Below are 12,844 nucleotides of genomic sequence, written 5' to 3'. Positions count from 1 at the left end.
ACAATACACACTTAGAAACCTTTGAAAAACTTTGAAGGCTTATTCCACTTGGCGGAGTAAGCCTTTTTTGCATGCTGAAAAAATATTAAGGAGGAGTAGACATTGGCAAAGAGAGTTCAGGCGGTACAGGAAAAGAAAGTTGGATTAATTGAGCAAGCGAAAGCGGAATATGACGCAATCATGGATGAGGTAAGGGAGTATTGGGAAAAGGCCAAAGAGTTGAGAGAGCAGGCTTACCAGTTAAAACAGAGCAGGAATCCGCAGTTTGCGGTGGAGGCAATGAGGCTCTTAGAGCAGGCTGAATACTATGACCAGCTAGGCGACGAAAAGGACGGACACCCAAGACTGGAAGCACTTCGTCGAATTGATGATTTACTACGCCAAGCATCTGCATTGAAAGCAAATATAAGCCATAACCAAAGCGTTTTTGCTAGACAGCAAAAGGAACTGAAGGAAGTAAAAGAAGAAGCGGCATTGATGGTTAAGCGAGCAGAGGAACGAATACAGGAAACGGAACAGCTTTTAGCCTGTGCGATTGAGCAATTAGCGGAATTGGAGGGGAACGGAGTTGAGTAAGGAAGAGATTGAAATTGAAATAGTGGATGACAAGGATTTAATTGAAATTGAGGTGGAGGGTTAGGTATGGCGGAGTTAAGCACAGAAGCATTAGAAGCAAGACGACAATACAGAAGGGAATATGAAAGGGAATATAAGCGGAAGTGGCGGCAAAAGCCGGAAAACAAAGAGAAGCAAAAAGAGTACGAGCGGCGATATTGGGAACGCAAAGCACAAAAAAAGGCACAGGAGGAATAGACAAATGGAACAGACAATGGAGCAATTTTTACTTGAAGAACTAAACATGGCAAATGAAAGCCATACACGAATTCTCCCAACCTGTTAGAATGCTATATTGACTTTGTCATTGGAGTTGGACTGCAAGATGAGTTTAATGCCTACCTAGCGAGGAAAGCACAAAAGCAAAAAGCTGAAATTGATAAAAATTGATACATGAGAAATTGAAATGGATGAGATAAAGGGATGGGGGGCGTGTAGCTCTCCCCCCGGTCGGGGAAACGATACCCCATGAAATGAGGTTAGGAGGTGGAAGAATGGATAAAAAGCAATGCGGAGCAAAGACAAGAAGCGGTGAACCTTGTAAGAAAGCGGCTTTAGCAAATGGACGCTGTAGGTTACATGGCGGGAAAAGTACTGGCCCGAAGGACAAGAAAAAGCATAGTGAGAGACTGACAGGTAATAAAAACGCTTTGAAACATGGCTTGTATGAAACCATTTGGTTAGACACTTTGACGGACGAAGAACGGGAACTATTTGCTCAGGTGGCAACAGACCCGACAGCACAGGTTGAAAATGAGTTCCGGCTATGTGATATACGCATTAGGCGCATGATGCAACGGATTAGAAAAGAGGAACAGAAAGACAAGCCGGATATGCGCCGCATCAATGCAATAGAGGAAGCAATTACAAAAGTGCAGTTGAACAAGGCAAACCTGATACGAGAAAACAGCAGGCTGTTAGAACTTAACGAAACTGAAAGCGATGGTGCATTAGATAAACTGGCAGAGATAATCCGACAAGCAAGACAGAAACATGGCAATTAGCGAGAGGGGCAACAAGGCGGAGGACTTGTTAGTCCCTTTTTGTTTAGCTTCAGACTATGAGAACGGACGGATTTAAGAAACGAAAAAATTATAAAATTCCTTTTGTTACGGTGTTTGATGGCGTGAAACTATAAAAGTAATTGTAATTTCCTTAATCTGGGTCGTATAGTGTTTACAAAAAAGGAGGCACTTTACATGGATTGCGTAAAAATCAAGAAGGTGGTCGGATACGCACGTGTATCCTCGGATAGTCAGTTAGAAAATACGTCGATAGCTGAACAGGTAAAGAAGATTGAGGCGTATTGTATTAGCCAAGGTTGGGAACTGGCAGGAGTATTTAAGGATGAAGGAGAAAGTGGAAGTACAACAGAACGTGACGGGTACAGGGACATGATGCAATACGTTGAACAAATTGATAACGGAGTGACTGAAATCGTCGTGGTAAAGGCAGACCGTATACACAGAAGGTTGAGAAATTTGATTTTATTGATAGAGGACGAACTGGAGCCAAAAGGAATTGCCTTCATTAGCGTGTCGGAAAACTTTGATACGTCTACACCGTCGGGAATGATGTTCCTGCAAATGATCGGCTCTTTTTCAGAGTTTGAACGGAAGACCATTAACGAACGCACAAAAGGTGGACGGATTGCCACTGCTAGGGGAAATAAATATGCTGGCGGCGCACCTGCCTATGGGTATCGAGTACAAAATGGTGTGATTATCGTAGACGAACAACAAGCACAAACGGTAAAGAGCATATTTCAACTCTATCTGGAGGGGAATAATCCATACAAAATCGCTTGCAAGTTGAACCGAGCAGGCATACCAACCAAGACAGGGAAGGCTTGGACAGTGGTACAGGTACAAAACATTTTGAACAATGAGACGTACACAGGTTTCAATACCTATAATGGACAAAAGGAGCGGAACGGCATCAGACAGAAAGACGTTTTCCCTCGTATCATAAGCCGTCAGTTGTGGAACAAGACTAGGCAGGTCAGCTAATCGTCACTAAACAATGGAGGGATGGACAATGGGCGAATTCAAAGAACGGATGATGATGTGTTCAGAAGACTACGATGAACTTCGACATGGCTTTAGCTATGAAGGATAAGGAATGGTTTGAGGAACTGGTCAAGCGACAAAAGCGGCTACGTGAACTGGAGATCGAAATGCGCCGCGAGTTAGGCGTACTCGACTAGCATACGGAAGAAATAAACAGCAGACCAACGAGAACCGGGCGAGATGACGTTTTCATTTAGGTATACCATAAATGACACCGATGAAGGGAGAGACAAACGTGAGCGAACCATCTCGTAGGGTCAGATATTCTTATTGACTCTAGACAACCCATGTGTCATAATCTCCTTACAGTATTCGATTGTGGTTAAGGGATACTGCTAACTTGCCCAAATTTTGAAAGCTTAGAAAACACACACTTAAAGCACTTGGAAAACACTTTTTTTGGTGATTTCAAGTGCTTTTTTGCGTTTTTCACGTTGAAAAGCAGGGAGTCCGATAATTACTTAATTAGTCGAGTAAGTCTTAAAAAATACAATCATAGGCAGTAAAAAGCTAGTGAGAACGGGAGGGCATCAGGCGATGAAAGCCAAGGTATCTATCGACAAATTTGTGGTGGAATATACAGATGTTAGGTTGGAGCTTATTACGGTTTGGTAATTCGCGCGGCGAAAAGAGGCGATCTATTCAAACAGACGATGTACAATGGGGATGGGTATAGTCATGAACTACATCTGCGGAAGGCAAATGGCGCTTATTTGCATGTGTTTTACAGAAACTGGAGTGAGCCGGAAGGGGTTTCGTACACGTTGCGGCTAGAGACAAGACCCGAGCATTACTTTCACTTCAAAGAGGTCTTGGATACTCTGCGCCGGGTCGCCAGCGGTATTTATTTTGTTAGCAGTGATGTGGCTTACGATGTAAAGACTTCAATGAATAATGTGGTGGTCATTCCCCAACACGGACGCCGAAAAATGAGGGAATACAAAGGGACACGTTATTTTGGGGAGAAGCATCAACGGAAAACGAATGGTCATTGCAAGATATATAACAAGCAGTTGGAGTTATTAGAGAATCAGAGCATTGTGATTGACCACGAGTTGACACGAATTGAGATTGTGAATAAGCCGGCAAAAAGGATACCGTTAGCAGAGTTGCTGCACCATCCACCAGAACAGAACAAGCAATACTTTGGAGCGGTGATTACGGATTGGGACAGCCTTCCGAAGGAACGGGCAGAACAGGCACGCAGGTTAAGGGACGGAGCAGACATAGAGGAAGTATCTCCGTATCTACGGAAAATGGTAAAAGAAACCCTTGCTCCCTCGTCTCAAGTGGATTTCAACGAGTTAGCAAGGGAAGCATGGCAGCCGCTATTAGAAGAACTGTGTGGGTTATTGCTTGGGCAGCAGGAACCACAAGTTCAAGAGCGACCGTTACAAATGGCAGTAACAAATACAGTATACGATGAACCCAGAAAGAAAACGACAGAAAAAATGAGAGTTGTGCAGGTTTTGGAAAATATCGTCACCAGCGCAAGAAAAATGGATATTGCCGCATATACGATAAGAGGCTGGAATTATTGGAGAAGCAAGAAATTGCGATTGACTACGAGTTGAGCCGCATTGAGATTGTATACAACCCTGACGAGAAAATCTTACTGTCGGATGTGAACAGGTATCCTCCAAAGCAGAACGAGAAACATTTTGCGACGGTGGTACTAGATTGGAGTAAACTTCCTAAGAAAGGGTCAGAACAGGCTCGCAATATGAGAGACGGAACCGACATGTACACCCATCATATACGAGAAAGGGTAAAAGAAGCCCTTGCGAACCAGTATGACGTTGATTTCAACTGGTTGGCAAGGGAACAATGAGGACAGTTAATTGAGGAACCATGTTCGATATTGCTGGGGGCAGCTTAATCAACTGGTGCAAAATCATAGTTTAGTAAAAGACCTTACAGGAAGAGATACAACAGTGATTCCCACATATAAGATGGGTTGTGTTGATGTTGCGAAAAATCCTATAATTCGTTTTAACATTTCTCCTTAGCGAAGAAGGATGGTCTGCGAAAAAAGTTTCAATTTTTTTTCTGGAGTTACTTAAAAAAATGGCCTAAAAAACTATATGTTAGGTGAATTCAATTTCAAGGAGGCCAAAAATATGACTCAAAAAACAGAAGAATCAAGGACCATTAAATTGTTGGATATATTGGAGAAAGATTCAAAAGATCACATACTCACTTTAGATGCTGCCATAGAGTATCTTACAAGATTGAGTAAAAAAAGCGGTATTAGCTATGTTTTCCTGGAACGTATTCTATATGAACTTAATGAAGAAAAATACTCTGAAGTAAAACGACTTCAGGAAATAAGAGAAAAAATTTCAAATGTATTATTCAAAGATTTAATCAACCGACGCATAGCACATTATCAATCGAAGGTAACTGGTAACGAACAAAAGGACAGCTAGGAGGGGGAATATGTATAACATTGGGAAATCCTCGATTGTAAAATTGACAAGGGAAGAAATCAAAAGATTAGAGGCAGTTAGGACACTTGCAGACCTTATAAGAAAGTATGCTCAACAAATGGTAACTGACAAATAAATTAAAAAGGATAGACGTTTGACATATTAAGCGTCTATCTTTTTTCATTCATAAAAAAGTGGGAGAGGAAAACAATGAAACAAGAGAGGATTGCAGCTATTTATACACGAGTTAGTACAGAAGAACAAAGAAATGAAGGATGCTCGCTAGAAGCTCAAGAAGAGGAGCTTATGAACTACGCCCAAAGAAAAGGATACAAGGTTTTTGATGTTTATAGGGATGGTGGTTACTCGGGTAAGGATTTTACCAGACCGGAAATACAGCGGCTATTTAGAGATATGGCTGAAAATAAGTTTGATGCAATCATTGTTTGGCGGCTCGACCGACTTTCCAGAAGTAATAAGGATATTCTAACCCTCATTGATGATGAACTGACTCCCAGAGATATAAAGTTGCTTGTAAGTACATGTGACATTGATTCATCCACCATTGAGGGGAAAATGTTTATTAGTCTTCAAGGTACATTCGCCGAATATGAACGGAATGTGATAATAAACAGGGTTAAAGCAGGAATGAAAAAGAGAGCAAGCAATGGAGAGTTTAACGGGGGGATAATGCTTGGGTATGATGTTGTTGATAGAAAACTTGTACCGAATGAGGAAGAGGCGAAAATAGTTAGGGAAATCTTTGAACTTAGAGCAGAAGGACATGGATACAAGACAATTGCAAACATAATGAATAGCTGCGGTCACAAGACAAAAAAAGGAAACAATTTCAGCACTATAGCAATTAAAACAATATTGAATAACAAGGAATATGCGGGATTAAATACATGGGGGAAGAAAGAGGACTGGAACATAAAGCGCAGGAAAGGCAAGGTAGAGGTAATGCCTGAGCGAAAAGGTAGTCATCAGCCTATAATTTCCATGGAGCTATGGGAGAAAGTTCAGGCTGTGAATAAGGCTAATGCTGAAGTTTTTACCCCTATCAAATCATATAGTGGTAACTTTTTCCTATCCGGTGTCTTGAAATGTCCTGTATGCGGTGCTGGAATGGTTATGAGTAAGAACAAGAAGCGGGGGAATAAAGGTTTTTATCGTTACTATATGTGCCAGGCATATCATCAAAAAGGAAAAGTAGCGTGTTCTTCAAATCTTGTTGTTGCAGATTGGGTAGAGCAGGAAGTATTAAATGTGCTGAAAGAACTTATAGCAGATATGAACTTAGTTGAAGATATTTTAGACAAAATTGATGAAGGCTACAAACGGGATAAAACTCCCTTAGAACTAAACCTTAATGAACTAAACCTAAGAAAGGCTGAACATGAGAAAAAAATAAACATTCTTGATGAAAAATATCTTGCCGGGGAACTGGAAGCAGCCAATTTCAATCGTCTCACAAGTAAACTTCAATCAGAGATTGACGAAATTACCGAAATGATAGAAAAAGTTGAAAGAGAACTTACAAGACTGCAATCCAGGGTGGATATTAACGCCAACATGGTTGTTGAAATATTGGCTAACTTCAATGAACTGTTTGACCTAGCAGATGAGCAGGAGAAGAAGGAGTTAATTAGGGCAATTATCAAGGAAATTCATGTGTCCAAAGACAGGAAGGAGCTTAAGCAAATTTCCCTTTGGGTCGGTGATGATATATGTTTACCAGCAACAAAGGAGCGCAGAACCTTATCACAAGTAACGGCGAAAAATGACCTCAACCTTTGCGTAATTCGGGTTGGGGCTTTTTCATTGGCTAAAGCAAAAGACCGGCTCTTGACTGAACAAATTAGACTCAACTATTAGTGGAAATATATAGATACAAAATATAGTTATAGTTTCCCCTACTTAAAACATTCATTAGTAAATTTCTTGTTTAGGTTTTAAGTCTTTGGCAGATACTATATAATTAAACTGGTGATGATTATGGACTTTTTAACTAGAATGGCAGAAGATAAGATTAGGGAAGCTATCCAAAATGGAGAACTTGAAAACCTTCCTGGCCAGGGTAAGCCATTGAAAATTGAGGATCTGACTTTTGTCCCAGAAGAATTGCGGGCAAGTTATATTATTTTAAAAAACTCCGGTTTTTTGCCTGAGGAATTAGAAGTTAAAAAAGAAATATTGAACCTTAATATGTTGTTAGAGACTTGTTGTTCCGAAGAAGAAAGAAAGCAAATTAAAAAACAGCTAAGCGAAAAAATGTTGCGCTTTAATATTTTAGTAGAAAAAAGAGGCGGAAAGTCTTCTACTTTGAAAGAATACTACCATTATATTTGCGGAAAACTTGGCTAAAGCAGGTGAAAAAAATTAACCACCATTTTTATATGGAGCTGGCTCTTGAGGAAGCGGCTAAAGCACTTGCTCTAGGGGAAGTTCCTGTAGGAGCTGTAATTGTAGCTGCTGGTGGGCAGGTCCTAGCTAGGGCTCATAATTTAAAAGAACAACAGCAAGATCCAACGGCTCATGCTGAGGTTTTAGCTATAAGACAGGCAGCTCAAAAGACTGGCTCTTGGCGTTTAACAAATTGTACTTTGTATGTGACTCTAGAACCTTGTCCTATGTGTGCTGGAGCCATTGTACAGTCGAGAATTAAAACTTTAGTCTATGGCTTAGCCGATCCTAAAGCCGGTGCTGTAGAATCCGTAGTCAATTTAGTGCAACATAAATATTTAAATCATCGAGTCGATGTTTTTGCAGGTATTTGTGAGGATAAATGCAAAAAAACCATGGAACTTTTTTTTCTAAAACTACGCTAATAATTTTATGCGGAAATGCTAAGTAATTTTCGTTAGCTAAAAAGATTGGCTGGGTAAAAAATGAATTATTTTACTGGAATAGTTTTTACGGTACTATCATTTATTGCTTTGGGTTTTATGCCTATTTTAGTAAAGGCTGACTATGCAACAGGCTTAAATCTCTTTGCTGTTTTGTTTTTTTAGATTTTTTCTTGCAGCCCTCTTCTTACTGGTCTTTGTAGTTCAACGCAAAGCTGATTTAAGGTTAACAAAACAGTTATTAGTAATACTATTTTTTCTGGTACGGCTTTAGTAAGCCTTTGTTTGCACTGCTTGGGCCTTAATTCTGTTTGCTAAGGGCGTTAAAATTATTGGCCCTGGTAGTGCTTCAATTTTAAGTACTTTAGAGCCTTTAATTAGTATTATCTTCGGCATTATAATTTTTCAGGAACCTCTTTCCGTAAATATAGTCCTAGGAGGATTATTGATTATTAGTTCGGTTATACTTTTGACTATAGTAGATTTAAAATTTGGAAAGGTCAAACTGCAATCAAAAATGGAAAGAAGTAAACATTTACAATTTGGTAATAAAAATATATAATATTTATCTAGGCAAACATAATAATTGGAGAGATGGCTGAGTCCGGTCGAAGGCGCCCGACTCGAAATCGGGTGTACTGCTCAAACAGTACCGTGGGTTCGAATCCCACTCTCTCCGCCAGACAGACCGTGCAAACCCGCATGAACACTGAGTTTATGCGGGTTTTTTAATGCCCTTCTCATGGTGGAAAAATAACCACCTGCCCAAATTGTTATCAATGTTATCCGAGTTGTTATAAAAAATCATTCTTTTTCTTCCATCTGGCAAGCAGCGATTTTCAAGAATTGTTGTAAAAATGTTATCAAACTGTGCGGACGGCTATAAAAGGCTACGGGAAGAAATAATGGAAAACGTGTGATTGTAAAGGAGGCAAAGACCATGAACGAAAATAACACCAACTTTGACGTACTCATTAAGAATGGCATCCTCGCTATAGTTGAAGCAAAAGATAATAACCATACAATTTCAAATGGAATGCAGCAAGCATTGGGGTATGCTGAGCAACTGCGTATTCCGTTTGTTTTTACATCGAATGGTGACAGGTTTACTTTTCACAATCGTTACGCGAAGATAATAATCGTGAAACAATTTTATCTCTTTCGGAGTTCCCATCTCCTGAGACTTTGTGGGAGATGTATAAGCAATATAAAAATATTGATGAAAAGCAGGAAAAGGTCATTACAGAACCTTATTATGTGGAGAGACCTGACAAACAGCCTCGATATTATCAACTGAACGCAATTAATCTTACTGTTGAATCTATCATTAAAGGCAATGATCGAGTGCTGCTGGTTATGGCAACAGGAACAGGGAAAACATATACGGCGTTTCAGATCATATGGAGACTTTGGAAGTCTGGTATAAAAAAGCAAATTCTTTTTCTTGCCGACCGAAATGCTCTTATTGACCAAACTTATGCAAATGATTTTGCCCCCCGATAGTGAATGGCGCGAGGTCTTGGAATATTTTAAATCCGCAACGCAGATCGGCTTAACAGCAACACCTAAAGAAACAAAAGACGTTTCCAATATTGATTATTTTGGTGAACCGGTTTATACATATTCGTTAAAGCAAGGCATTGAAGGTGGATTTTTAGCTCCTTATCGAGTAATTCGTGTATTGCTTGATAAAGATGCCGAAGGATTTCGCCCATATCAGTCTTTCCTCCTCTAAAATGTTTTTGAGAGTTTCTAGCCGGCTAGCTACAAAAACCATTATGAGGAGTAAGAAAAAATGGATGAAAAAGCAAGAGAGGCAATTGCCCTATTTCCTTACGGACTAATTGACCCATTTTGAATGGACAAGTTGCAAGCCAGAAAGATTATCTCGCCCAAATCGCCAGTCACCCCCACGATGTGCCTCACTACGGCTTAAAAGAATTTGCCCCCAAGACAATAGAATTTTGGGTTAGGGCATATCGCAGATGTGGTTTTGAAGTATTAAAGCCTAATGTGCGATCAGATAAAGGTTCAGTGAGAAACTGCTTTACTGTAGGCTAATACAAAATGAAATTTTTGTAACTTATTTTTGCAATTTACCCTAATTTATGATGAAAATGAGGAGCTATTTTAATTTGCTAATTCACAATGGCGAACCTGACGAAGAATTTGAGGTCCCGGAAAAGAAAGCGGTGGGCTATGAAAGATAAGCGGCGGGATTCCTGCCTGTCCCTTGCGGGTATTTACAAACCGAAAGAGAACATCGGGGAAAGCACTCCGCCCGTTGCTTTAATGCAATACCTGAAAGACTTCCCGCAGATTAACGACATCGCCCTGCATTTGGACAACGATACGGCCGGGCGGCTGGCGGCAAAAGCCATTCAAACTATCCTCCCGTCCACCTACACTGTTTCCGACGAGCCGCCGAAGCGCGGAAAGGACGTTAACGACTATCTGAAACTTGTATTGGGCATACGGCACCCGCAGGAACGCGAACTGTTATAATAAGAAGCATTGATTGATATCATAGCACGAAAGAAGTATAATATGATCAGAATATTACTACGAGGAGCTGATACCATGCAAATAAAACCATCTGCAAGTATCCGACAGAATTACAACGAGATTGCGGCATTGTGCAAGTCCACCGGAGAGCCTGTGTATCTTACCAAAAACGGCGAGGGCGATCTGGTGGTCATGGATATAGAGGCGTTTACCCGACGAGAGAAAATGTTGAAGCTGCGGGAAGAACTATTAGCCGTCGAGGAAGATCGATTGGCCGGTCGTGCCGGAGTTACGCCGGATGAACTGGACAGCTATCTGGAAAACATTATTGACGAGGTGGAGCATGGAAAAGAAACCTCAATATAAGGTGATTGTTTCCGACCGTGCCCGTCAGATGCTGGCGGGCCATGTGCGTTTTCTGGCGAAGAAAAGTCCTACCGCCGTCCGTAAGGTGAAAAACGACCTGATGGATGCTATTCGCTCTCTTTTTACAATGCCGGAACGTTTTCCATTCCTCACTGCCGAATTTATACCGCTCAATAAGTATCATAAGATGTTCGTAGAAAAATGGTATCTGGTTTTATATCAGATCAAGGATCAGACGGTGTATGTTGACTATATCGTGGATTGCAGGCAAGATTACGGGTGGCTGGTGCGGTAAAACATGACATAAAGGAGAGAAAATATGAGTGAAATTAATGAAATTAAAAGGCAATTTCAAGATGGACAATGGAAGAAATTTCTTAAGTCAATTAAAATAACTAATTTGAGAGGATGGACAGGCCAATCTATAAGTTTTAATTTTCCTGTTTGTGCGATTGTGGGTGAAAATGGTATTGGAAAAAGCACTTTTTTGCGAGCAGCGGCGTGTGCATATGAAAATAGATGTGGTCTTCATCCATTAGCACAAAGAAGGTTTTATGTATTTTTTCAAAAAAAAGATATACTTTAAATTCAAGCCTCTGCGGTTGACGAGCTTCTCTTTAAGAACGAGCTTTCTTTTGTATTTGCTTAAATCTGCTTACGTATAAAGTCTTAAGTAAGGGATAATATAATAGCGGAGGTGATAAAATGAGCAAAACTTCTATGGCACTAATAGCTAAATTTTTAATGACTTTTGTGGCAGCTTGGATTAGTTTTGGATTAATTGACAGTACTGCTTTTTCAGGTATTTTGTCGGTTGCCATTGCCGGAACAGTACTTAACTATTTAATTGGAGATTTATTTATCCTACCAAAGTTCGGAAACCTAGTTGCCTCAGTAGGAGACGGTTTAATGGCTGCCTTAACTGCATATGTATTTGATTTAATAATGAATACTTTTAATACTAGTTTAACAGGTCTATTCATTTTTGCTTTAATTGTTGCTATTGCGGAATATTTCTTCCATATTTACCTGCTTAAATCCGAGAAAGTTGCTCCATAAAAATTAAATTAATTTTTTAAGAAAGTATGATAGGGGGCGTCGAAACTAAAGTTTCGTTACGCCCCCTTAACCTTACTCGATTTTTTCGTAGAATAAATGTAGCTTACAAGTGTTATTGTGCCGTGTATCCCCCATCTACCATTAGGCTGGAACCTGTAACAAAAGAAGATTCGTCGGAAGCAAGGAAAAGTACACAGTAGGCAACTTCAATCGGGTTCCCCAAACGTCCAATGGGATGTAAAGCTTTTAATTGGTCTAACATTTCTTTAAAAGCTCCTTCTTCAACCATAGGGGTACGAATATAGCCAGGACAAACTGCATTGACCCGAATGTTATCTTTAGCATAATCCAAAGCTAAATTTTTTGTCAGAATAATAACACCGCCTTTAGCAGCGTTATAAGCAGTTGCGCCAGGGGTGCCTACATGGCCCAGGATAGAAGCGTTATTAATAATGCTTCCTCCTCCGCTTTTTTGTATGTAAGGAATAGCATGTTTTGCTCCTAAGAACACACCTTTTAAATTAATATTAATCGTACGATCCCAAGCTTCTTCAGTAAGTTCTGTGGCAGGTGCAATTTCACCTATTCCTGCATTGTTGAAAAGAATATCTAAACGACCAAAGTGATTAAAAGTTTCTTCCATCAGACTTTGGACTTCTGTTTCTTTAGACACATCTGCCTTAACGAATATTGCTTCACCTCCGTTATTTTTAATTTGAGCTAAAGTTTGCTGGCCAGTTTCCACATTATAGTCGGAAACCACAACTTTTGCACCTTCTTTAGCAAAAAGAATTGCTGTTGCACTGCCAATGCCCGTTCCCGCTCCAGTAATTACAGCTACTTTGTTTTGTAAACGCATTAAATCATCTCCTTTCTTATTAGACCTAGTATTAACTATATTTCGCCCATAAATTACTGTTATAAATAAAATTATTAATAAATGCACAAATTT

19 protein-coding genes, 1 tRNA gene and 2 pseudogenes are annotated in these 12,844 nt (G+C 40.0%); 21 read left to right on the top strand and 1 reads right to left on the bottom strand.

Translation table 11 applies throughout. The features are described 5' to 3' along the window. Positions 1-102: 102 nt before the first annotated feature. The 21 genes and pseudogenes from RDV78_08650 (at position 103) to RDV78_08550 (ending at position 11,892) form a co-directional block, all read left to right on the top strand. A complete protein-coding gene (locus RDV78_08650) occupies positions 103-576 on the top strand; it encodes a hypothetical protein (protein ID MDS1030537.1) in 474 nt (157 codons plus the stop codon). A 66-nt stretch (positions 577-642) separates the two neighbouring features. Next, positions 643-813, top strand: coding sequence for a hypothetical protein (locus RDV78_08645; protein MDS1030536.1), 171 nt, complete (start codon positions 643-645; stop codon positions 811-813). Positions 814-1,109: 296 nt separating this feature from the next. Then, a complete protein-coding gene (locus RDV78_08640) occupies positions 1,110-1,619 on the top strand; it encodes an HGGxSTG domain-containing protein (GenBank protein MDS1030535.1) in 510 nt (169 codons plus the stop codon). Positions 1,620-1,814: 195 nt separating this feature from the next. Continuing rightward, positions 1,815-2,624, top strand: a complete 810-nt coding sequence (locus RDV78_08635; GenBank protein MDS1030534.1) for a recombinase family protein — start codon at positions 1,815-1,817, stop codon at positions 2,622-2,624. A 668-nt stretch (positions 2,625-3,292) separates the two neighbouring features. Next, complete coding sequence (locus RDV78_08630; GenBank protein MDS1030533.1) at positions 3,293-4,258, top strand: replication initiation factor family protein; 966 nt, start codon at positions 3,293-3,295, stop codon at positions 4,256-4,258. Further along, complete coding sequence (locus RDV78_08625; protein ID MDS1030532.1) at positions 4,222-4,515, top strand: hypothetical protein; 294 nt, start codon at positions 4,222-4,224, stop codon at positions 4,513-4,515. The genes RDV78_08630 and RDV78_08625 overlap by 37 nt, the downstream gene beginning before the upstream one ends. A 10-nt stretch (positions 4,516-4,525) precedes the next feature. After that, positions 4,526-4,693, top strand: a complete 168-nt coding sequence (locus RDV78_08620; GenBank protein ID MDS1030531.1) for a hypothetical protein — start codon at positions 4,526-4,528, stop codon at positions 4,691-4,693. A gap of 111 nt (positions 4,694-4,804) precedes the next feature. Further along, positions 4,805-5,113: a hypothetical protein gene (locus tag RDV78_08615; protein ID MDS1030530.1), complete on the top strand. Its 309-nt coding sequence runs from the start codon at positions 4,805-4,807 to the stop codon at positions 5,111-5,113. A gap of 10 nt (positions 5,114-5,123) precedes the next feature. Beyond that, positions 5,124-5,249, top strand: coding sequence for a hypothetical protein (locus RDV78_08610; GenBank protein ID MDS1030529.1), 126 nt, complete (start codon positions 5,124-5,126; stop codon positions 5,247-5,249). A 74-nt stretch (positions 5,250-5,323) separates the two neighbouring features. Then, positions 5,324-6,991, top strand: a complete 1,668-nt coding sequence (locus RDV78_08605; GenBank protein MDS1030528.1) for a recombinase family protein — start codon at positions 5,324-5,326, stop codon at positions 6,989-6,991. A gap of 120 nt (positions 6,992-7,111) precedes the next feature. Continuing rightward, a complete protein-coding gene (locus RDV78_08600; GenBank protein MDS1030527.1) occupies positions 7,112-7,480 on the top strand; it encodes a DUF1992 domain-containing protein in 369 nt (122 codons plus the stop codon). A 14-nt stretch (positions 7,481-7,494) separates the two neighbouring features. Next, positions 7,495-7,944, top strand: a complete 450-nt coding sequence (gene tadA, locus RDV78_08595; GenBank protein ID MDS1030526.1) for a tRNA adenosine(34) deaminase TadA — start codon at positions 7,495-7,497, stop codon at positions 7,942-7,944. Between the two features lie 60 nt (positions 7,945-8,004). Further along, positions 8,005-8,127, top strand: a complete 123-nt coding sequence (locus RDV78_08590) for a hypothetical protein (protein ID MDS1030525.1) — start codon at positions 8,005-8,007, stop codon at positions 8,125-8,127. Positions 8,128-8,550: 423 nt separating this feature from the next. Then, a tRNA-Ser gene (locus tag RDV78_08585) sits at positions 8,551-8,644 on the top strand. Positions 8,645-8,902: 258 nt separating this feature from the next. Then, positions 8,903-9,676: pseudogene (locus RDV78_08580) on the top strand (DEAD/DEAH box helicase family protein). A gap of 81 nt (positions 9,677-9,757) precedes the next feature. Continuing rightward, positions 9,758-9,993 (top strand): annotated as a pseudogene (locus RDV78_08575) (IS481 family transposase). 168 nt (positions 9,994-10,161) lie between these two features. Then, complete coding sequence (locus tag RDV78_08570; protein ID MDS1030524.1) at positions 10,162-10,467, top strand: toprim domain-containing protein; 306 nt, start codon at positions 10,162-10,164, stop codon at positions 10,465-10,467. Between the two features lie 75 nt (positions 10,468-10,542). Beyond that, positions 10,543-10,833, top strand: coding sequence for a type II toxin-antitoxin system prevent-host-death family antitoxin (locus RDV78_08565; protein ID MDS1030523.1), 291 nt, complete (start codon positions 10,543-10,545; stop codon positions 10,831-10,833). Next, the gene (locus RDV78_08560) at positions 10,811-11,128 is read left to right on the top strand and encodes a type II toxin-antitoxin system RelE/ParE family toxin (protein ID MDS1030522.1); all 318 of its coding nucleotides are present in this window, start codon (positions 10,811-10,813) and stop codon (positions 11,126-11,128) included. The genes RDV78_08565 and RDV78_08560 overlap by 23 nt, the downstream gene beginning before the upstream one ends. Before the next feature lie 24 nt (positions 11,129-11,152). Then, entirely contained in the window at positions 11,153-11,419 is a 267-nt protein-coding gene (locus RDV78_08555) for an AAA family ATPase (protein MDS1030521.1), read from the top strand. A 119-nt stretch (positions 11,420-11,538) separates the two neighbouring features. Beyond that, positions 11,539-11,892 (top strand): DUF2512 family protein, encoded by a 354-nt coding sequence (locus tag RDV78_08550; protein ID MDS1030520.1) that lies wholly within the window; start codon positions 11,539-11,541, stop codon positions 11,890-11,892. A 112-nt stretch (positions 11,893-12,004) separates the two neighbouring features. On the opposite strand, the gene RDV78_08545 is transcribed toward RDV78_08550, so the two are convergent. Further along, positions 12,005-12,751 carry a glucose 1-dehydrogenase gene (locus RDV78_08545; GenBank protein ID MDS1030519.1) on the bottom strand — a complete coding sequence of 249 codons (747 nt, stop codon included), beginning with the start codon at positions 12,749-12,751 and terminating at the stop codon, positions 12,005-12,007. Between the last annotated feature and the right edge of the window lie 93 nt (positions 12,752-12,844).

Source organism: Bacillota bacterium LX-D (genome assembly GCA_031628995.1).
Lineage (GTDB): Bacteria > Bacillota > DUOV01 > DUOV01 > Zhaonellaceae > JAVLUO01.
The sequence above is the reverse complement of the archived record's forward strand: the minus strand, read 5'-3'. Positions and strand labels throughout refer to the sequence as shown.